Below are 21,620 nucleotides of genomic sequence, written 5' to 3' on the forward strand. Positions count from 1 at the left end.
AAATCAACTTTTTTGTTTTAGACGGATTCCAATTAAAGAAAGCGATACGACCAATAGCACTACCGCTATAATCTGGTATATAATGGAGAGACTAACCTCTGCATCTTTTAAAGCACCTCCCATATACACCATCAAGCCGCCAACAATCGTACTTAAAAAGTTTAAAAATCCATACGCCGTCGCGATATAACGTTGATCAACCACCTGTCGCAGTAAAGGCATTAGATTAGCGTCATTAAAACCTCTTGCTAGCCCAAAGACAAGCATCGCTACAATAGCCAACCCAAATACCTCGGTCGAAGCCATGACAAATAAAAATGGTGCTCCTACACAAAATCCAATAATCATAACATTCACCCGTCCTTTGGGATTACGCTGCACCCATCGATCGGCGATAATTCCACCGAGGATCACACCTAGAAAAGAACCGACCTGCATATATCCTGTAGCCGATATTCCCGCAGTTCCCAGATCCAGTTGAAACTGTTCTTTGAGGAAAGTAGGCAACCAGCCGTTTACAAACCAGTTTGCCATACCCAATACTGCAAAATACACCAGAATAATATAAAACGAAGGCAATCTGAATAGGGACTTTAATATTTCCTGTACAGAAAATCTCTCTTCATTTCTGATTTTAACTTCTTCTTTCCCCCCTTCTGGCACCTTTTTATCTTTTATAAAGTATACAAGTACCAAGGCATACAATACCCCAAAAAGCCCAAAAACATGAAAACCATAGCGCCATCCCCAATATTCTGCTATAAAACCACCCAAGCCACCCAGTGCCAGGCCCGTATACAATCCACACATATGCAGTCCAGTCGCGAGGGACCGTGTTTTACCGGTGTGATAATCTGTTATCAGAGCCAGCGCTGCAGGTATATAACAGGCCTCACTGATCCCCATTAATACGCGCGTCACAAGCATCTCCTCAAATGACTTGACATATCCCGTCCAAAGTGTGACAGCAGACCAGATAAATACGGATACGATAATCACTATTTTACGCGAATATCGATCCGCCAGAAAACCTCCAAAAGGGCTGACAACCCCATAAGACCACAAAAACACCGATGTCAATAGCCCAAATTGAGCGTCGCTCAGATTAAAGTCAGCAACGATCGGATCACGCATCGAGGTGATGAGTATGCGATCAAAATAATTCAAAAATGCAACTACCCAGAGCAAACCTACCAGTAGCCAAGCATATCCTTTAGATTCAGTTTTCATAATTATCCAGTATCAGATTTCCCATCAATACCTGTGGACTACGGATTCCAGGGCGAACTTCACCAGTAGGCAGTACTACAGAACCTTTCCAATACACACTCCCTGTCGTCACGGGCACCCATATTTTATCTTGTCCCGGCACAGCCATATCCGAATAGCAGAACCATTCCCTTTGTGTACAATCAAACTGCAAGATACGATTAGAAAACCCCGGATGCGCGTCTTTCAGATTCGAATTTGCCAAGCTACCGTCATCCCCTCCAAAAACAAAAACTGATCTTAATCCGCGATCATAGTATGCCGGTCCAGTTCCGGCAGCTACTGCTACTGGAACATGGGGCAACGCCTCCCACCTTCCATCCGATCCTAACAGATAGGCATCCTGTAAATATTCCCTTTGTCCGTTTTCCAGTGCCACACCCGAAAATACAGCCAGCTGATTATCCATATCGGCGCTCACAGCCAACATCCTCCCTTTGCCTGGTATAACAGCCACAGGTATCCAATCACTTTCCGGTGTTCTCAGATCCAGTTTCCAGCAGCTATTTTCAGCGGTCTTGGCATCTGCTTTCCGGATTCCTCCCAATATATACCAATAGTGACCTATCCGTACCGACGCACAGTTAGCTAGGGGAACAGGAAGTTTACCTATTAACCTATACCCCAAATCTTGTGTACTGTTATTCCAAGATATCTCGTATAATACATCCAGATGCTGTTCATGATCACTTCCTCCTGCCACATACATCTTGCCCTCATAAGAGACCGTTGCTCCATAGCCCATACGTCGGGGGAGTGGGCTGCATTCCTGCCATTTCCCTTCTTTTTCTTTCAACACAAATGTGCGATCGGTCCAGATCTTTTTTCCTCCATCCCACGGAGCAATTCCATCCGGAAAATTGGCTCCACCGGCTACCAGCAGATAATTATTAACAGTCCCCACATAAGCCCCTGCATATCCCATAGTATCCGGAATAGAAGCTAGAAATTGCCATTCCCATTTAGCGGTCAGATGCTGTGCCGTCACAACGCTAGGAATCACCATATAAATAAAAAGTTTAAGTACATTAATAATCATATCAACAGGATGCTGCGACCTCCAAAAAAACCGAATCAGCCAGATCTTTATACAGCTTACTGCGGTTTGCCTCAGAAAGACTTGCCAGAGGAAGCCGCGGATTGCCAAGATCCAAGCCTATTTGTGTCATGATAGCACGTTGGGTGGGAATAGGCCCATATTTAACCAACAGTCTGACCATTTCTACCGCCTTAAAATGAAGTTCTTCTGCTTCTTCAAGGTTTCCTTCTCCAAAAAGTTTCACCACCTTATTATAGAGCTTTGCTCCATAATTGTAAGTACTACCTATTGCGCCCTTAGCCCCCACAGCGAGTGCAGGCAATAATAGTTCATCATAGCCAAATAAGATATCATACTTACCATTTTTATAATGCAGACAAGCCTGATATTCATGTATCGTTGCTGCTGTATATTTTATCCCCGCAAGATTAGGGATCTGATCTTCGGCCAACGTCAAAAATTCGACCAGGTCAATCTGTATTCCCGTCACCGCCGGTATATGATAATAGAAAAATGGAGTCTTCGGAGCGGCAGCAGCAATATGAGCCATGCAATCGACCAGATTCTGCACGGAAACCGGTTTAAAATAAAACGCAGATACCGAAGAAATATAATCTGCACCATGCTTTTCAGCATGAGCTGCCAATCGTCGGGCTTCTTCAATGGCACTATGCCCTACATGTACGAATACCAACATCCGGCCAGCGACACATTCCAGGTACCGTTCTGTGATAGCCATGCGCTCTTCAGTGCTCAGACTAGGACCTTCTCCATTGGTACCACACACAAATACCCCTGCCACATTCTGTTCCAGTAATAATTCCACGTACTGCGGTATAATATCCAAATTGACTTCTCCATCCGCTTTAAAAGCAGCAAATGTCGCTGCCACCAATCCATTAATTTTACTCATTTTATAACTAGTTTATCTATATTAAATCTTTAAGCGCAACTTGTTGAAATACCAGATCGGCCTGGCTGCTCTCATATAGAACACCTATCGTGTCTTCGTCGATAGAGGTGATACAGGAGTACCCCCTTCCCTTACCTTCATCCAGTAATGTCTTTGTTTGCCAGGTTTCTCCATTATCCTTACTGACTTTAAGGGTGATATTGATACGTTCATACTTCGAGTCCGGATTACAGAAAATAAGAACAGACTTCACTTCTCCATTTTCCTTATAACAGTGTTTATGTATGCTCGCCATACAGGTGGGCTCTATTAAAGCGCTATGTGAAGTAGGATGCTCTACCCATGTCTTTCCCAGATCTGTAGTTATTGCGATAGCCCGTCCATTATCATCTCCCTTACGTGTAGCGTTCAGGTTAGAGCGCATATTCAGCATGATACGGCCACCCTCCAGTTCGACAGCCATACATTCTGTGGTCGATCTCGGCAGCGCTGCATCGGATGTCGTCCAGCTTTCACCTCCGTCCTTACTATAAGTGATATTAGAAAACGCCTTGCCTGTCCTGTCCCGACCCTGCGTAGGCATCACTAATGTCCCGTCCTTCAAGGTCAGGCCATGTCCGGGTGCCGGCGCCCATAACCACCATTCTTCCTTTTTACACATCTGCGTAAGATTTATCGGAGCTGACCACGATTTGCCATGGTCCGTACTCTTTACCAGTAAAAACTGAGAAGTTTCTTTTATACCGAATCCAGGTTGGGATCCTTTAGTTTTCCATTGATGATTCCATATTTCCTTCCCATCTTTTACTCCCGGATACCAAGTCCCTGTTTCATCGATAACCCCATACATCCAAAGACCTGCCACGTAAATATCACCTGTATTGTCGTCCAATAGGATATTGGCATCAGACACCCCGTTCCATTTTTGTCCTAGCCCGCCATATTCCCCCATATCTATAGCGACCTCCATAGGCAGCCAGGAGACACCCCTATCCAGACTTCTCGATACACCGATATCCATATGTCCTTGCAGATCCCTTCCCGATTCATATCGGGCATCATAGACCGCGACAAGACTCCCGTCTTTCGCCGTTACGATTCCGGGTATCCTGCTCGTATGTACCCCCTCTTGTTTGTGTCTTCTTACAGCAACAGCCAGTCTATGCGTACTTTTTGAGATATCATTTATCAAGTGCCTTTTTTTGTTAACGGATAGGTTTTTATAGGACAGTACAAACGGTGATAACATATTTTTTACAGGTCTTACCCTCAAGCTGACCCAATAGTAATTATCTCCTTCCTTCAAGTCTGATTTAAACGATAGTTTGTTCCTCCCCTTTTTGGCCTTCACATGTTTCGCTAGCATATATTTCGACTTATTACTGTCCTTTAATAAGGAAGTATCTCCAGCCGAATACCACACTTCGATCGCCTCTACGATCTGCGAAGCGCGTCCATCTAATCCCATCTCCAACACAATTGCCTGTTCTGCTCTTGCCACATCACTATTTATCTTATAACGTTTTACAACATTAATAGATTGATCTACCAAAACCGGCAGCACATATAATTTAGAGGTAATATCAATAGGCTCTGCAAAAACAATAGAAGCATTTAAAAACAACAAACTCCATACAATCAATCGAATCATCATAAAAACAGCATTTAGGTATTATAATTATATAGTACTTATGTACTACAAATAAAATTAACAAAAAAATATAAGATATCAAGGAATATCTTATATTTTTCTCTATTTACTCAGATTTTCATAATGCGGTCTCAAATGCTCCCGCATGGCCAGTACAAAATCTTCTTTCGTACCTTCTTTCAGTATTTTCACCAGGTCCGCATGTGATACATTAGATTTAATACTTCTATTCTCGTTTTTGAGCACATAATCAAATACCGGCATCAGCATAATCTGAAATCTTTTCAAGGTTTCATTTCCAGTTATTTCATATAGTTTGCCATGGAAAGCAATCTCGCTATTTACTCGAAACACATCGTTATCCCCAGATTTATCCTTCTTTATAATTGCTTCCAATTCTTTAATATCAGCATCAGTCTTCCGAAGAAACAAGAGGTCAGCCAATCCCGACTCCAGTACCAGCCGCAATTCAAAAAGATTCTTCAACGTCGATGTATCCATTAACTGTGGATTCAGCACCCGTTCAAAAGAACCGAGTATATCAGGACTAGTCAGCACCATTCCCCTCTTCTTCTTAGATTCTATCAGTCCCAGCATCCGCAATCTACTGAGTCCTTCCCGCAGTACATTTCGGCTTACCCCCAAAGCCTCCGACAAATCCATCTCTGTCGGCAATACATCTCCCGCTTTTAGCCCTTTTTTATCAAGATATTCTCTCAATTGTATCTCCACCAAATCAGCCCTTGTATTTACAGCGATTGGTTTTAGATCGTTCATCAAATCCTTTGTTGACATGGTCCTTGTTTTATATTTCTTTATGTTCTACAAAATAACATAAAAGTATTGATATTCGAATAGCTAATATAAACAAATCATTAACGTATTAAAAGAGTTAACAATAGTTAATCAATAGACCGGATCCAATTTAAATTAACATGATGGTAGTCGATAGAATGCTTTCTGTTTATGGCAGCTCCTGCTGATGGATCAATGACCTGCTCCACCAACAGCGCTATTTCATCGTTATTAATACGCGACATACTCGTATACCCTCCATAGCCTAATGCACATAGTTGTCCTTGTGCTATCCCTGGATAAGTTAGCGCTTTAGATGCAAACCAAGACTTTCCATCATCGGCGCTCAATCTCAACGTCATATTACATCGATAGGACATAGTCTCCCCCTCATTTCGAGCCGGATTTACAAAGGCAATCAGGTTCGGTGTGTACGACATACGCAATATCGCCCCCTGACATCTGGGATCAATCAGATTAGCGTCCGCACTAAAATTGCCAAATCCACCTTCTATTGATCCTTTAGATATATACCTATACCGTCCTCTATTCCAAGCACCTGCTACCGCCCTATCATTACGCAACAATAAACCGCTGCTCAACTCTACAATAGATCCTTCAAATGTATTTTTTGGAATACGCTGGTATCTCCATGTCATCCCATGATCGTCACTGTAGATATTCCTTTCGCCTGCAGGTATGATCAGACGCCCCTTATTGGGACCATTTTCTATCTGTATACCAGTCCCCGGCCCTACAGCATCCCATACAAAATCCTTTGGCACCAATTCCTCTGTACGATCGACAGCTTCCGACCAGGTAGCCCCATTATCATCACTGAATATACTAAATACCCTACGATCTCCCCATGCTGTAACTGGCGGATATTCTTTTCCATTAAAGCTGCCCCCATTCTGACTATGTACATCCGAATTCCAGGACATAAAAACCCAAATACGACCCTTGATATAATCTGTCACTACCGTCGGGTTTCCCCAGGTCCCCGCTCCCTCATCGACCAGCACCCTTAAAGTACTCCAGGTTTTTCCTTTATCGGTAGATGTCTTCGCTACGATGTCGATATCACCATAATCCAGACTCGTGAGCTTTCGCCCCTCGGCCATTGCAATCAATGATCCGTTTGGCGTCGTTGTAATACTTGGGATCCGATACGAGTGATACCCTTCTCTTCCCTGCTCGAATACCCGGACTGTTTCTTTGATAACCGTATTATTTCCATTTTCACCGGGTTGGTATTCCGGTTTTTCAAAATGCCTCACAGCCACCATTCCTGTATCCTTATCTGTACAAGATACATTCAAGACCACCAGCAGTCCTGTTATAATTGGAGCAATTCTGCTCTTCAAAAGACACCTATCCTTCATAGCTTTTAAATCTTACTTTTTATAGGTTACTATTCCTTCAAACGGGGTATTTATTCCCCCTTCCGTCGCGATCAGTATTTTGCCGGACGGTAACACTACAGCATCCATATGGCCGACAGGTACGAGATACGTGTTGTATGTCATTTTATTAAATAAAGCGCCTAAACTATTAAATGACTGCCCCTGATTCTCACTACGATAAAGCGTAGGCGAATTGGCATACACAGGGCTCATACCATAAGTCCGCGAATCGGTTGCCCTGCTTAAAGGCGTTGCACAGTACAATTTGCCCTGATCATCCCCCAGCAGCACAGCAGGAAATGTATGTCCAAAATCTCCCGTTGCCAACCCATTCGCATAAGACGCTGCTGCAGTCCAGGTAGCCCCACCATCAGCGCTGTAACTGACCATCTTATTCCTCGGTGTCACACTGCTGTGTGACAATAGCATCATTAATCGCCCATCGTTAAGCTCTACAATAGAAGGATTACGTAGATTGGTACCAGCTACTGCACCTGCTACCTGCCAGGTAGCCCCCATATCATCAGAGTACACCACACGGACTTGATTCGTTGCCACATTAAGAGGCATGATCAGTCTATCCTTTCGCGCAGGATTTCGTAGTGCAATACCATGTCCTGCAGCATGCTGCACATCTACAACGGTACTTCTCAATTGCGCCGTGATATCGACTTCCGGAGACCAGGTTGCTCCATTATCTACCGAACTACGCTGATATATAATCTGCCGGGCGGGATCTATCACATAATTATTGGCCGATCTCGTATAGAACAGCTTACTGTACTGCAGAACCAACGTACCGTTACTTGCTTTTACCACCTGAGGATTTGCATAACTGTCTGTCGAATTCTCTCCGGCCAGTACCACAATATCTTTACTCCATGTATCACCGCCATCGCTCGATTTCCTTAAGACGATATCGGTATTGCCTATTGCTCTTGTATTTTGCGCGACACGTTGGTACGCATCCATATACTCGCCCCTACCTTCGGCAAATAAGAGAACATCACCATTATCTGCCGCTGCAAGTGCAGGGCGCTGGATAAAGTTATAGTCAGCCTCCTTATGGTGAAAAGCGTAATCTACCGTATGAGACTCCGGTGCTTCGATATAGAAATCGTGCACCGTCATAAAGTTCCGCCACGGACGTATACTCGGTGTATAGAAAAACAGTTGCTGTTCGGGTAGCTGCATCTTAAAACAAAGCACCCCATTGACTTTGATATAGAACAGATTATCGACGATTACAGTTTCAAATTCTGCCGGCATCCCCGGTGTTATTACTTCATTTACCGTAGGCCATCCTGCGGCCGGATTCACACTAAAGGTCTTTTCATAAAGATCCAGAAAGAACTGAGGTGCGACATTTGAAAAACCATCAAATCCAAAAATAAACTCTTTACCGTTTTCCCAACTGCTCCCCAGTACGATTCCGGCTGCAGTGCCATTGAATGTACCGATGGTAGCCTTAAAATACATGTAGAAACGCTTTCCTTTGCCTACAGGCACGAAGTATTTAGAAACCACATAGTTGTTTCGGTAGCTATTTTCGCGTCCGCCCACATGATCAGCATTACTCACCGGGTAAGGGTTCCGATGTTGGATAAGGCGCATACCATCTGGTTGCGACAGCCACGAGATGGTATCACCACCGGCATAATAGTCTGTAAATCCTTTAAACAGGATCTTGTCGTGAAAAGGCAGCCCCTCTTTCATCAACCAGACACCCGCCTCCCGGTTAGGGTCAAACGGAAAAGGTAGACTATCCGGCACTTTTACTTCCTCTTCAAAGGGACCGGGAAAACCCCAATGCTGTTCTTTATAACAAGCACTCAGCAGCAGCAGCCACAAACAACAATACATCACCTGCGGTGATACTCTCTTCATATTTAATTTCGTTAGCTTCGTTCTGATCATGGTCGTATCAATTAACAGGTAAATACCAATTTTTTTCATCCTGTAGTTTTTGGAAAATTTCATTCCTCAGCGTTCCATCATATTTTGATGCCACCTTTTCCGCCAGCATATTCCGTCCCGACAGCTTAGACCACAACATCAGGTCATACCATCTCTTGCCTTCAAAAGCAAACTCTCTGGCACGTTCGGTAAATATCACCTGTAGCATCAGGTCCTTATCCGTATAATCGATATCGGTCGGCAGATACTTTACTAATCCACGGGCTTCGCGGACCATATTGACAAAGTTAAAAGCGGATGCAAAATCATTCAGATATAAATCTGCCAATGCCTTTAAAAGCCAGGCATCTGCCGACCTATATATCTGCCAACTTGCAATACTGCGGTATGCAGGGCGTCTGGAAGAAACATTATCCAGTCCGATATACTTCCATATGACGGTATCCTGGCCGAACACCTTAAAGCTAAAATTGGTTCTCACGTCACTACTTTCGTAAGAAAAAATAGTGTTTATGGTCTGCGATGCAGGCTTCAGATAATATTTACCCCCTTCTGCTGCGATATTGGAGGTAAACTCCTGTAACCTATTTGTTTCAAAACTATTATCAAACCTATATCCAAGTAAAAACATACTGTGCTGCGCGGCATAGCTCCCGGTAAACTGATTAGGCCATGCACCGGCAGTACCTAATGAATGTTGGTTATTAACGATGGGCGAATTACAAAAAGCCGAAGCCGTCTGAAACTCTCCAAGCCATATAGCCAGCTCTGCCGCAAATGTGGCTGCCGTAGGCTGTGATACCCGACCATATCGTTCCTCAGCAGGCAGTGTCTCATTATTCCATTGAAAGTTCAGCGGCAGCATTCCCAATACTGCAATAGCATCGTTATAGATCATCCGCCATACCTCCTGTTTATCTTTAGGAAACTGCAACAAGTCTTCAATTTCACCAGCAGATAGGTCAGCGGTCTTACGGCTCACCGTTTTTCCCTGTTGATCCACGTAAGAAATTTCCTCTGCATAATCCGAACGGATTATGGGAAAACGCTCAAAAGTCCGTACCAGGTAATAGTAACAGATTGCGCGCAGCAGCAATGCTTCTGCATAATAAGCATTGACACTTTTAGGCAATAACCTATCGTCCTTACCGATGACATCGTACACACGCTCCAATTGCCGGTTGCATCGGGCTATCGTTTCATAAATACCAGCATAATCAGCATATGGGTTTTGAGCACTCACATTATTTATGACAAACTCATTCACATAAGGGGCAGGCTCATTCTGTCCCGTTGTGACCATATCAGCGCGCGCATCGCCCCAGAGCAAAAACTTATGAACATCTTTACTCAATGGTGTATACATACCTAATGCCGAAGCATTTAAATCCTTTTGACTCTTATAGAAATCATCTTCGACAACAGACTCATAAGGTTCCACCTCAAAGAAATCAGAACAAGCACTAAAAAAGCCCGATAGTGACAAACAGAGCACCAAACGTCCTATTATTTTTCTATATTCCATGTGTATATAATTATCATTATCCTATAAAATCCTATTAAAACGAAGCCTTTACCCCTAATCTATACGTGCGTCCCAGTGGTGGCGCGCCAAAATCAATATTACGCAGCATAGGGCTATTAAGACCATTTACTTCCGGATCGAACCCTGTGTATTTGGTCCATGTCCATAAATTGTCGCCACTCAAATAGATGCGTATCCGTTTAAAAAACAGTTGCCCCGCACCAGCTACAATCTCATGATGCAGCGTCACACTCTTCAATTTCAGATAACTTCCATCTTCTACCCATAGTGACGAAGCAGCCCCATTAGAAGACCGATCTCCGACTACAGCTCTGCTCAAACCGTCTCCTGGTTCATTTTCCGAACGCCATCTGTTCATCACCGTAGGATTCTGATTGGCATAGTCGCTCATCAGATGCATCTGCTGTTTAAAACTATTATAGATATCGGCTCCCTGTACAAAATTGATCAATGCAGAGAGACCCCAGTTTTTATAACTAAAATCTGTAGCTACATGTCCAAAGAAACGCGGTAGTGGCGAACCTATTACCTGCCTGTCCAACGTATTGATTTTGCCATCCTTATTGACATCCTCTACGATATAGTCACCTGCATGATAAGGAGTACCGTCAGATTTATTCAAGTTTACCTGCTCTTCCCGCTGAAACACCCCCGTTACCTTGTACCCATAAAAAGATCCCAAAGCCTCTCCTTCACGGGCCAAGCCTACATTATTACCCAGATACTGTTCGATATCTCCGTTAGGCAATGCAGTGACTTTGTTCGTTAAGGTCGACAGCGTAGCCGACATATTCCATTTCACGTCACTATTCTGCACAAGTTGGGCAGACATGCTGAGCTCCAGCCCCTTGTTTTCCACCTTGCCCGCATTTTCAAATAACCCTCCCATTCCGAGTTCCTTTCGTATCGCCCTATGCGTGATGAGATCCTTTGTCTGTTTGTAATAATAACCAACACCTATGTATACACGATTCCCAAAAGGACGGATATTCGCTTTAATCTCATAGGTATCTGTTATTTCAGGCCGTAAATCCGGGTTTCCGACATTTCCAAGGTAAACACCGCCAGACCCAAAGTAATTGACCGGGTAGTATTGATTGTAATGATAAAATCCCCTTACTTCATGGTTACCCGTACGATCATACCCCAGCGCCAGATCCAGTTTGTTTTGCATTTTCTTTCCCCAGATGTAAGCAGTAGCCTGTACTGCCGGATAAATATTCCATCGGGCCGTAGCTCCAAAATTGGAGGAGCCCTGCACATTCACAGACGCATTGACTCTGATACGGTCATTCCACACAATAGATCCCTGCGCGAGATAGGTCATCAGATTCGAACGATAACGGGTATTAGAAGCACTATCCACTATCCCTTGTGCCAAGGTTTCAAAATCGTCGGTACCGGCGTTTACTTTCCGTCCATAGATAGCTTTCTCTTCATAAGTTTCTACCGCAGCCTGCAATGCCGCTTCATAGGTGACCGCATCCGCTACCTTCCCTTTCCTAGACAGTCTAGAATTCCAGTTCAGGTAAAATTCACTGGAACTTCGCTGCGAATTCTGGCGCACACGGTAAAAATCAGGTACAATCCCCAGTGCGGGTCTATACTGTTTTTCGGACAGGTTAAAGTAAGAAACCGAAAGATCAGAATTCAGATTCCAGGATTCCGTAAGTTTCCAGTTTACGCCCATCACACCGTCAATCCGGTTAAACTGATTCTTATTTGTCAGATTATCCACCAATGCCAGTGGATTACTCAATCCGAGAGTATCTACGCCTGCCAATATCCGGCTTAGCTCTCCATTATCATTGAGATAATGCGTTCCCAAAAACGGTGCTTTGGCACTTGCCACATATATCGGATGCGTACTATAATCCGCACCAAATTCTTTATAATGTCCACTGGTATTCGTATATGACAGGTTATTGTAAATACTTACCTTCGTAGATAACTGATAATCCAGATTGAAACGGATCCCTATACGTTCAAAATCCGTATTTTTAACCGTTCCCTCTTTATTTGTATATCCCACCGCAAACAAGTAATTGGCATCGCCATCCCCTCCCTTCAGCTTGACGTGATAATCCTGAAATACCCCCTGTTTACGGATCATATCTAACCAGTCGGTCTCGTTGTTATACAACAGGTTTGTCGGCGAGAATATCGGATTTTGGTCCAGCTGTTGATCCGTCGCTCCTTCTTCCCTAAATCTCGACCACAGATAAGCTTTCATACTACCTGCATCCAAACGCGGGATATTATATCCGGCCTTATTAATCCCGTAGTTAGCGCTAAAGTCCACCTTAGTACCCCCAAACTCACCTCTCTCTGTGCGGATATCCAATACACCGTTGGCACCACGTCCCCCCACTTTGGGCAGATAGACACCCGATGGTAATACACCGATTCCAGCGACCTCGTATGGGTTTAAGAAACTAAGCCTATCAGGTTCATAAGTCGACAAAAAAGTAGGATTGGTCCCCGTATAACGTAGCGGAATTCCATCCACATACACCAATGGACTACTCGACAGATTTATACTGTTTACCCCACGCAACACCAGCACCGGGCTCGCACCTACATTTCCATTGTCCATGACGGCGACCTTGGATAGGCCATATAGTTTGCCTGCTACAGACACCGTAGAGAGATTAAGATTCGATATCCTTATGCTATCAGGATGGTCTATCTGCTGGGCATACAGAGTATGACTTCCCAGCAAAGCCACCACACAAGACGATACTATTTTTTTTATCTTATTCATAAATCAGAGCTCAGACTTTTAGTTAATAGGGATCAGTTCAAGAATATCTAGCAACAGGTCGCAACAATAGCTTGGTGATTTGTTTGAACCAAAATCCAGAAATACAAAATTTATTTTGACATCCGACCGCTCTTCCACTTCGATGTCACCACAATAATTGAAGGCGAAATAACTATACTCTTCAAAATCACCGTCTTTTTTAGAAAAATCAATAAGCTCTTTCACAATCTTGTCATTATAGATCGTCATAAATTTCCCCCGCATGGCCGCTAGACGCTGTGTCAATCGTATCCTATACTTACCAGCGGGCACATCAGGCACCGTCATCCAGAAATAGTCCCCCGCCTGCGTCGCATCAAACTGTACGATCATTAGCTTTTTATCCTGGTGGTAGCTTTGCGTACCATTATTAAGCCGTATAGATGCCGGAGCCTGAGTAAATACATTCTGCGCGCCATAGCTACTCCCCGGAGGATACAGATTGAGACGTATCTTCGAAGGTACCGCAGCGACGATCTCCAGTACCGTATCCAGACTATGGTATATACCATTCTGACCGATCTTGTCGATACCGTAGCTTGCTGATTGATTAAATTTGTACTTCCCGTTCACCCGGTACTGCCCATAAGTATCCACAGAGAAAGACAGTGCTTCCTTTTTGTACAACGGATAGAAACGTTGTGCGGTGAGCAAATTGAGATAATATCCAGAATCCGGGATAATATGATAAGACGCCCAATCCTTCAGATTTTCGATATCATCTTTATTGAATTTGCTCCTATTCAATGCTTCATCACTTTCCACAAGAACCGTAACCACACTATCTTTCAGATAATCGATCAGGTCAGTCTCTTCAAAGATTGAAAGCATCGTATTGTATTTGCCCGATTGGACCATCATCTCATACACCGATTGTGTAGGAGGGGGCAATACCGCATCCAGTATATTCACAAAACCGTTATTAAAATTAATATTGCTTTCTTTAATCGTCGCTACGTTATTCAGTCGTATCGATTCATAAGAACCACTGATATCTGCGATGAGGTACTTCTCTTCATACGCTGTTGGCGACGGCAGCGGGCCATGGATAAATACATTGGTATTGATCTTTTTATTCAATAAATGATACCTAAAAAAACGCTGCCAATAGTCCGCGGGAGCGTCGCTCACCTTTTTAACAGGTTTACCTTCCACTGTTAATGTCTCAAACAGCTTTTCAAAAGCAGCATTTGTTGGCGCAAATACGGTATACGATCCCGCAGTCTTCAACAAGTTGCGTTGCCCTACATAATCAATCATTTCCCTGAATAAGCGTAGGTCCTCTCTCGTATCGAGATAGTCCATGATCTGTATTTCGTCTGTCGAATCATAACGTGCATCCGAAAACTTTTCTTTACAGGCTTGGATGCACAGGAACATCAAGCATGCTAAAAATCCGCCTATAAAAAGTGTATTATACTTAGCCATATCCTTTCGTTTTAATTCCAGTCTATTTATTTTTATAATAATCCTTCTGAAACAAGGACTTGTTATTTTCCAGTTCCGTCTCATGATAGGGCAAGAACCAGCTTTCTGGATTCATTAAGCGTGCACGTACGACCTGATACTGGACACCCAGTGGATTATTCTCCGACGACTTTTCGAGCAGCACGCCTTCCATTCCCTGCCTTCTCGCTACACGGGTCGCCGCAAACCACTCTTTCCCCTCAAAACCCAGTTCAAATTCCCGCTCCATCAGGAGATAGCGCATAAATTCCTCACCTGCCCCCATCGTCCCTGGGCTAAGCTCTGGGATATCGCATTTTACGCGGATCAGGTTGATCCGTTGTTCAGCTTCCTGATATCTATTGAGCATCGCCAGCGCCTCCGCTTCCATAAATAGCACTTCTCGATAGCGATAGAAGATGTAATTCATATTGCGCCCCGTAGTAGGTCTGTAACTCACTACGTAAGGCGTCTGTCCTACCATTTTATAAACCTCAAAACCAGAACCACCTGCATAGCTCACAGGAGACTGACGAAAAGCTGAAAAATCCTTGAGTCGTACGGTATCTGCACTCCAATTCAGCAGATCTGTAGGCGGATACAACTCTAAGCCATTGATACCTATATTAGTTGGATTAGCCAAGTATTTGGCCCCCGTGCTAGTACCCTGAAAGTGTCCAAACCAGCCGTATACCGGAGAGGAAAAACCCGTCTGCATATATTGGTACTCGAAAATACTTTCACTAGAGTTTCCAGGATTGAATAGCGTAAACCAGTCTTGCGGTTCGACCATCCGGTTACGATACCCGTCCAGTTGAGCACACAGATCTAGACAAGCCTGATATTGGTTACGCCACAATTTCACATCAGCCCATATCGCACGCACCCCATTCTTCGTTATTCGGCCATAGCGGTCGTTTACATTTTCAAAATCCGCAGCAGTCGTAGCGAGAGCGCGTTCCAGATCCTGTTCAATAAAATTCAACACTTCCTCCTCACTATTTGCCGCCGTATTGAATTTTTGCGCATCCGATTCGTAGGGTTCCTTAATAATCGGCACTTCTTTAAATGCACGCACCAGGTAGAAATAATTCAGCGCACGCAGGGCATACGCCTCGCCCATCATCATCTGCAGCTCACTTTCCTTAAAAGTATGGTCTCGCTGCAATGCTGCCGGCGCATTCTTTATAAACGAATTGATCCATGTGATCCCCGTATAGACAGATGCCCAGCGCACCAATCCGTTGGTGGGATAAATATCATGCACCATGAACTGCCTATAATCGCCCGTAAAAGACTCGCCCGGTCCTGGCGTATACAGGCTCGAGCGGATATCGCCCCACACCTGAAAAATATTTACATTATTATGCAGCGCAGCGTACATACCATTTCTAGAAGCCAATACCTGTTCCCTATTCTGCCAATACTCCTCATGTACCAGATTGTCGGGGACCTCTACATTTAGGAACTTATCACATCCCATAAAAAACAGGGCCGACAATACCATAAAACATCCTGTAATACGATTCATTTTCTTATCTCTAAAAACGCTATAAATTAAACCTAAAACCAAAAGTATACTGTTTCGGAGGCGCTGTATAGCTATCGTCTATTCCGAACAGATACACCGACCCTTTGATAGGCACCTCCGGATCCACTCCCAGATAGTTTGTCCATGTCAGCAGATTATAACCAGTTACAAAAAAGCTCAACTGTTTGAGCCCCCATCGCTTCAGGAGATCTCCTGCCTCATAGGTAAAGGATACCGACTTGAGACGCACATACGACCCGTCTTCTACCCATCTGGTGGAAGCAACACGGTTCCAATCGCTGCTCGGCTGTGCTTTAGGCATATCGGTTACATCCCCTTGTCTTCTCCAACGCGACAGGATCGACTGCGCTTGATTCTTCGAATCCGACATCTCCTCCATAATCATCCGCGTACCGTTGATGATGTCATTCCCAAACTGATATTGGAGGTTGATAGCCAGTGTATACTTATTGTAGCTTAACGTATTGTTCCAGCCACCGAAAAAAGTAGGGTTAGCATTTCCGATCTGTACACGATCCAGCTGATTAATGACCCCGTCGCCGTTAATATCGGCATAGATCATATCTCCCCCTTTGAACTGGTGCCCCGTTACTGAGCCATACCGCATTATCTTTGGTGTAAGACCATCCGCTTCATAGATAAGATCACCCTGTGCATCCCTGAGATAGGCATCTTCATCGCGGGCATACACTCCCAGTGCCCTATACCCATAAAATCCTCCGATCACATCACCCTCCTGCAGTTTAGAAGCGAAGCCATTGCGGGTAGCAGCAAAGGACCCCGCATCAAAATTATCAGGAAGCTTGATCAATTTATTTCTATTAAGCGCAATATTAAAGAAAGATTTCAACCGAGGCTTATCCTTCCCCCCCCGTAGCACATCTACCGTAAGCCCGAGTTCTATCCCCGAGTTCTCTACCGTACCAAAGTTGACGTACTGATTGGCGTAGCCCAGCGTACTGGACAACGACTCCTTTAACAACAGGTCGTTTGTCGTGCGCTTATAGATATCAAACTGCCCTGTTACCCGGTCTTTTAGAAAACCAAAATCAAGTCCCAGATTATACTCCGTCGTCCTTTCCTCTTTAATATTTTCATAGGCAAATTTTTCAGGGTAGATATAGGTCTGTCCCATATAACCAATTTTCGTAGCATACGCGATATCGTATATATTTGCGATTTTAGGTAGATTACCCGTTATACCAAAAGCAAATCGCGGTTTTAAGGTCGATATCCATTCCAGATTCCGGATTCCTCTCTCGCGTGTCATATCCCATGCTGCACCTATGGCAGGGAATATCGTATAAGCATTGTCATTACCATACCTCGAATCACCTTCTGTCTTGCCCGTGGCGGTCAGAAAGTATCGATCCAGTAAAGCATAGTGTCCCTGTACAAACATCCCGATATACCGCTGGTCGCTGTATCCCCCCGTGATGCCACTTATACGCGCCGAGGCATCCGCTGCACGCAGGTGCGGAGATGCTCCGTTAAAATAGCGTATCTCCATATTATTGCTCTTATCGATACTCAGGTTCGCTACACCAGTCACGGTAAGACGGTGTTTTTCTTTATCAATCGGCTTCCACATCAGCTTATTGACGTTATTGACCAGCAGCTGATACCCCTCGGACTGCATTCCGGCATTGTAAGTACTTTCTCCGGCGATCGCATCTGTTGCATAGCTCGGCAGGAAATAATCGTCCGAAGCCTCCCTAAAATCAGTAGACACCTGCGTCGTGAATTCCAGATTAGATAAGATCTTATAATTGATACTTGTCGAGGCCATTAGTCGGTTCGCTTTGGACAGAAACTGCGAATAGTCAATCAGTGCCAGCGGGTTGTAACGCGAGTAAAAAGAAACGCCCGCGTTCCGATCTACGAAATAATCCAGTCCGTTTTTAGAATAAATAGGAAAGTAAGCCGGGATTTGCCGGGCTAGCCGCAGCGGATTCATTTCATTACCCGCATTGATATCGTAGGGATGCCGGGTACCACGCTTATCCGTCAGCGAGTTGGTATATGTCAGATCAGCTGTGATCGACAGTTTATCAGACACGCGATAGTTCATATTAAACCGGGTGTTGAAGCGATCATACCCCGTACCTTTGGTGGTACCGTATTGATTCGTATATCCCAGTCCCCAATAATAGTTAATACGGTCACCTCCACCGCTCAGCGAGGTATTATACTGCTGGTAGATACCGGTACGGCTTATTGCTTTCAGCCAATCGGTGTTATTATTAAATTTCCAGGCATCTGCACGTGTCATATCGCCACGCAGCTCTGGCAGGGCCGACCCATTGTCACTCCCTCCTGTCCAACGTTCGATCGAATATATCCGGTGCTCATTCCCGTTCAGCATGGGGATAGTACGCGGTACTTCCGACAGGGTAAACCGTCCGTTGAAATTAAAGACCGGCTTGCCCCTTTTGCCACGTTTTGTACGTATCACGATTACTCCATTTGCCCCTTTCGATCCGTACAGTGCAGTCGCTGATGCATCTTTCAGAATATCTATGGAGGCAATATCTGAAGGGTCAAGATCACCTATAGGGCTGAATCCAAAATCCGAAATACTCTGTACCGAATAGTTATTACCGATTACCTCAGCACCATCGATGATCCACAACGGGTCATTGATCCCTGAGATACTCGATATCCCCCGAATGCGGATGGAGGCGGCAGCTCCTGGGTCTCCACTATTCGACACCACCTGCAGCCCCGGAGCCATCCCCTGCAGAAACTGATCGACAGATACCACAGGAAGGTTTTCAATCCCCTTCATATCGACCGATGCGATCGAACTAGAAAGCTCCCTTTTATTAATATTGACAAATCCCAGATCAGCATCTGGTTTTATCTTTGCCACGATTTCTACTTCCTCAATCTGTCTATCATCCGGCTTCATAACGACATCCAGCCGTCCCAACACCGTGGCGAGATGAAATTCCTGCTTGACATACCCCACAGTCGAAAACACCACCTTAGTGGCATTTGCAGGAACAACCACTTGAAAACTGCCGTCTTTTTCACTTTTGTAAGCCGTCAGTATAAGATCAGAACTACTTACAAAAAGAATCGACACCTGTGCAAATGGGTTAGACCGGGTCTGTTCGTACACTTTTCCAGTCAGCTGTTTCTCCTGGGCAAAAGCCGAAAGACAAGCCAACTGTACCAATAGGCAAATAATACTTTTCAAATTAATATGCTTATACATATTTCTAGGCTATTTAGGTTATAATACTTTGTTGATTATATGCACTACACCGTTGCTTCCCTGCATATTGCTCGCATTGGACAATGGTGCAGCTACATTGGCCTGATATTGTATCCGGAATGTATCCCATGCACCCGAAAAGGTGAGGTATTCGCCTCTTTTATTTGTCAACTGCCCATTGAACACCCCATCCGTAAATAAATGTCTATTGGTAACGATATGCCTATTGACAATAGTTTTAGCAGCATCTGCACTAATTGTAGCCACGTTTATCCCAGCAGCACTGATAGCGGCATTCGACGGTGCAAAAACCGAATACGTAAAGAAACCCGTCAGCTGCAGCTCTCCCGCCATCAGCGCTTTATCCACGAGCGACTTAAAACTAGAAAGACTGGCATTGGATTGAATTTCCTTCCATACCGTATTTTCCGTATCCAGCCGGTCCAACGGTTGCAAGAACCCATCAATTTCATAGATAGCTCCTGTCGGCTTAGACCATACCGGGGTAGGAGTCAGCAGGTTTACAGCGTGCCCCGTATAATCATAAAACTTATTATTATCATAGAGGATGTATCCCTCATCAGTTGGATAAAACCGTTTCTTGAAACCACCGTCAGCATGTGCATCAAAATGGAATATTCCGGTTTTACACTCCTTTAATCTAGCTTCGAGTCCGATAGCGTCCATATCCTGCGCAAAAGGCGAACCCCATACCTCATCCGACTGTACCAGGAGCGTCTTAGGGCTATGCTGATAGAACAAGACATCCACCAGGCCCGACCCCAATCCCCTATTGGTCATCATCCAGAACCATTGGCTATATTCCTTGTATTTCATCATGATTCCAGAGCGGACACTGCTCATCTCCGGAGATTCCATAAGTCGGTTCGTTTTATAAATAAACGAGTTGCTCGCCGGTGTCACGCCTTGGATTGATTCCAGCACCGGATTACCGAAGCGTATAAAACCCGTCAATGCATTCCACTGCGGATCATTTCTGACCAGATCAGAATGATACCAGAGATTAGCATGCACACTGGACCGGATAAACGAATACATGACATGCGGAGGCACCGAATCGAGGGTGTTATCCAGCAGATTCATATAAGGCGCAAAGTAAGCCGCTATAGCTTCATTTGTCGGGGCAAACAAAGTTGACAATATATTCTCATCGGCTAGATTCCGACCAAAAGAAAAGTTTTTATATAATGTGGTATCCACATTACCGTTTTCATCGACATCGCCCAGCACGTATTGGGCATGGCGTTCTACCCATTGGCTAAAAATAGAAAGATCAGGGTCATTCGCCAGGGCCATATCCGTACGCAGGGCCGGATACAAAGGCGCATCCAGTACATGTACCACCCCATTCCGCGCATCGATATCATATTCAGATTTTGAGATCCTTACCCCTTCTACAAAATATCCTGCTCCATCGTGCTCCCCGTACATATATTCAAAGTCACTGGCCTGTGCGGTAAAGAAAGACGGAGTGAGAATACGGAGGTTTTTACCCACGTTTTTGCCCTCACTCCTCGTTTTATAGTTAGTGATTCTACTCTTACTGATCGCACTCTGTGTCGCTGTATACCGTTTCTCCAGATCATAGGTATAGTACATACCATTGATAAAATGGTAATTTATATAAGCACGTACTTCGGTGAGGGGCACCTGCTCCAACGACGAATACTTCAGCTTATCAAAGAAATAAGCCTTAACAAAATCGTCCTTGGGAGCCAGACAGGTATAAATAGCGGATTCACTTAAGGACTTCCGCAGGTCGGCTTTATCTATAAGGGAGAGGAACAAACCATACTCTCCTTTTTCCTCCAAAATACCCAGTATGCTATTTCCCAAAGTACTCTTCGGATGGTAATATTCATTAAAATGCTTGTTGCATGACTGCATACAGCACATACCAAAAAACAAAATAACTGTAAGGTAACGTAAATAATTAGCTTGCATAACTGCCATTTTAGGTCCACAATTCTTGCTTAACAACTCTATAATTGATTCATAACCAACCGTCGCAAAATAACTTAATGTTGTTATGTACTACAAAT

General features: G+C 44.3%; 13 protein-coding genes. All 13 read right to left on the reverse strand.

From position 1 onward, the window contains the following. Window positions 1-3 precede the first annotated feature (3 nt). Window positions 4-1,230, reverse strand: coding sequence for an MFS transporter (locus tag JKG61_RS08825; protein WP_202102605.1), 1,227 nt, complete (start codon window positions 1,228-1,230; stop codon window positions 4-6). Continuing rightward, entirely contained in the window at window positions 1,220-2,275 is a 1,056-nt protein-coding gene (locus tag JKG61_RS08830) for a hypothetical protein (RefSeq protein ID WP_202102606.1), read from the reverse strand. Before JKG61_RS08830 ends, JKG61_RS08825 begins: the two co-directional genes overlap by 11 nt. Before the next feature lie 34 nt (window positions 2,276-2,309). Continuing rightward, window positions 2,310-3,221, reverse strand: coding sequence for a dihydrodipicolinate synthase family protein (locus JKG61_RS08835; RefSeq protein ID WP_202102607.1), 912 nt, complete (start codon window positions 3,219-3,221; stop codon window positions 2,310-2,312). 16 nt (window positions 3,222-3,237) lie between these two features. Further along, window positions 3,238-4,875 (reverse strand): sialidase family protein, encoded by a 1,638-nt coding sequence (locus JKG61_RS08840; RefSeq protein ID WP_202102608.1) that lies wholly within the window; start codon window positions 4,873-4,875, stop codon window positions 3,238-3,240. A 99-nt stretch (window positions 4,876-4,974) separates the two neighbouring features. Next, window positions 4,975-5,667 (reverse strand): FadR/GntR family transcriptional regulator, encoded by a 693-nt coding sequence (locus tag JKG61_RS08845; protein ID WP_202102609.1) that lies wholly within the window; start codon window positions 5,665-5,667, stop codon window positions 4,975-4,977. 107 nt (window positions 5,668-5,774) lie between these two features. Next, window positions 5,775-7,052 carry a sialidase family protein gene (locus tag JKG61_RS08850; protein ID WP_202102610.1) on the reverse strand — a complete coding sequence of 426 codons (1,278 nt, stop codon included), beginning with the start codon at window positions 7,050-7,052 and terminating at the stop codon, window positions 5,775-5,777. Window positions 7,053-7,064: 12 nt separating this feature from the next. After that, window positions 7,065-8,960, reverse strand: coding sequence for a sialidase family protein (locus JKG61_RS08855; protein WP_202102611.1), 1,896 nt, complete (start codon window positions 8,958-8,960; stop codon window positions 7,065-7,067). 37 nt (window positions 8,961-8,997) lie between these two features. Then, window positions 8,998-10,515: a RagB/SusD family nutrient uptake outer membrane protein gene (locus JKG61_RS08860; RefSeq protein ID WP_202102612.1), complete on the reverse strand. Its 1,518-nt coding sequence runs from the start codon at window positions 10,513-10,515 to the stop codon at window positions 8,998-9,000. 34 nt (window positions 10,516-10,549) lie between these two features. Then, window positions 10,550-13,300: a SusC/RagA family TonB-linked outer membrane protein gene (locus JKG61_RS08865; RefSeq protein ID WP_202102613.1), complete on the reverse strand. Its 2,751-nt coding sequence runs from the start codon at window positions 13,298-13,300 to the stop codon at window positions 10,550-10,552. An 18-nt stretch (window positions 13,301-13,318) separates the two neighbouring features. Next, window positions 13,319-14,767, reverse strand: a complete 1,449-nt coding sequence (locus JKG61_RS08870; RefSeq protein ID WP_202102614.1) for a fasciclin domain-containing protein — start codon at window positions 14,765-14,767, stop codon at window positions 13,319-13,321. A 22-nt stretch (window positions 14,768-14,789) separates the two neighbouring features. Further along, a complete protein-coding gene (locus JKG61_RS08875; protein WP_202102615.1) occupies window positions 14,790-16,316 on the reverse strand; it encodes a RagB/SusD family nutrient uptake outer membrane protein in 1,527 nt (508 codons plus the stop codon). Between the two features lie 19 nt (window positions 16,317-16,335). Further along, complete coding sequence (locus JKG61_RS08880) at window positions 16,336-19,557, reverse strand: SusC/RagA family TonB-linked outer membrane protein (RefSeq protein ID WP_202102616.1); 3,222 nt, start codon at window positions 19,555-19,557, stop codon at window positions 16,336-16,338. An 18-nt stretch (window positions 19,558-19,575) separates the two neighbouring features. Further along, window positions 19,576-21,522: a fasciclin domain-containing protein gene (locus tag JKG61_RS08885; protein WP_202102617.1), complete on the reverse strand. Its 1,947-nt coding sequence runs from the start codon at window positions 21,520-21,522 to the stop codon at window positions 19,576-19,578. Window positions 21,523-21,620: the final 98 nt, after the last annotated feature.

This window comes from Sphingobacterium faecale, from assembly GCF_016746095.1.
In the GTDB taxonomy this organism is placed as follows: Bacteria; Bacteroidota; Bacteroidia; order Sphingobacteriales; family Sphingobacteriaceae; genus Sphingobacterium; species Sphingobacterium faecale.

What these genes read in the sequence shown, in the direction of transcription:
- JKG61_RS08840 (WP_202102608.1), bottom strand. Translation starts at nt 4,875, where the DNA reads ATGATGATTCGATTGATTGTATGGAGTTTGTTGTTTTTAAATGCTTCT.
- JKG61_RS08855 (WP_202102611.1), bottom strand. Translation starts at nt 8,960, where the DNA reads ATGAAGAGAGTATCACCGCAGGTGATGTATTGTTGTTTGTGGCTGCTG.
- JKG61_RS08865 (WP_202102613.1), bottom strand. Translation starts at nt 13,300, where the DNA reads ATGAATAAGATAAAAAAAATAGTATCGTCTTGTGTGGTGGCTTTGCTG.
- JKG61_RS08850 (WP_202102610.1), bottom strand. Translation starts at nt 7,052, where the DNA reads ATGAAGGATAGGTGTCTTTTGAAGAGCAGAATTGCTCCAATTATAACA.
- JKG61_RS08875 (WP_202102615.1), bottom strand. Translation starts at nt 16,316, where the DNA reads ATGAATCGTATTACAGGATGTTTTATGGTATTGTCGGCCCTGTTTTTT.
- JKG61_RS08830 (WP_202102606.1), bottom strand. Translation starts at nt 2,275, where the DNA reads ATGGTGATTCCTAGCGTTGTGACGGCACAGCATCTGACCGCTAAATGG.
- JKG61_RS08885 (WP_202102617.1), bottom strand. Translation starts at nt 21,522, where the DNA reads ATGCAAGCTAATTATTTACGTTACCTTACAGTTATTTTGTTTTTTGGT.
- JKG61_RS08880 (WP_202102616.1), bottom strand. Translation starts at nt 19,557, where the DNA reads ATGTATAAGCATATTAATTTGAAAAGTATTATTTGCCTATTGGTACAG.
- JKG61_RS08825 (WP_202102605.1), bottom strand. Translation starts at nt 1,230, where the DNA reads ATGAAAACTGAATCTAAAGGATATGCTTGGCTACTGGTAGGTTTGCTC.
- JKG61_RS08835 (WP_202102607.1), bottom strand. Translation starts at nt 3,221, where the DNA reads ATGAGTAAAATTAATGGATTGGTGGCAGCGACATTTGCTGCTTTTAAA.
- JKG61_RS08845 (WP_202102609.1), bottom strand. Translation starts at nt 5,667, where the DNA reads ATGTCAACAAAGGATTTGATGAACGATCTAAAACCAATCGCTGTAAAT.
- JKG61_RS08860 (WP_202102612.1), bottom strand. Translation starts at nt 10,515, where the DNA reads ATGGAATATAGAAAAATAATAGGACGTTTGGTGCTCTGTTTGTCACTA.
- JKG61_RS08870 (WP_202102614.1), bottom strand. Translation starts at nt 14,767, where the DNA reads ATGGCTAAGTATAATACACTTTTTATAGGCGGATTTTTAGCATGCTTG.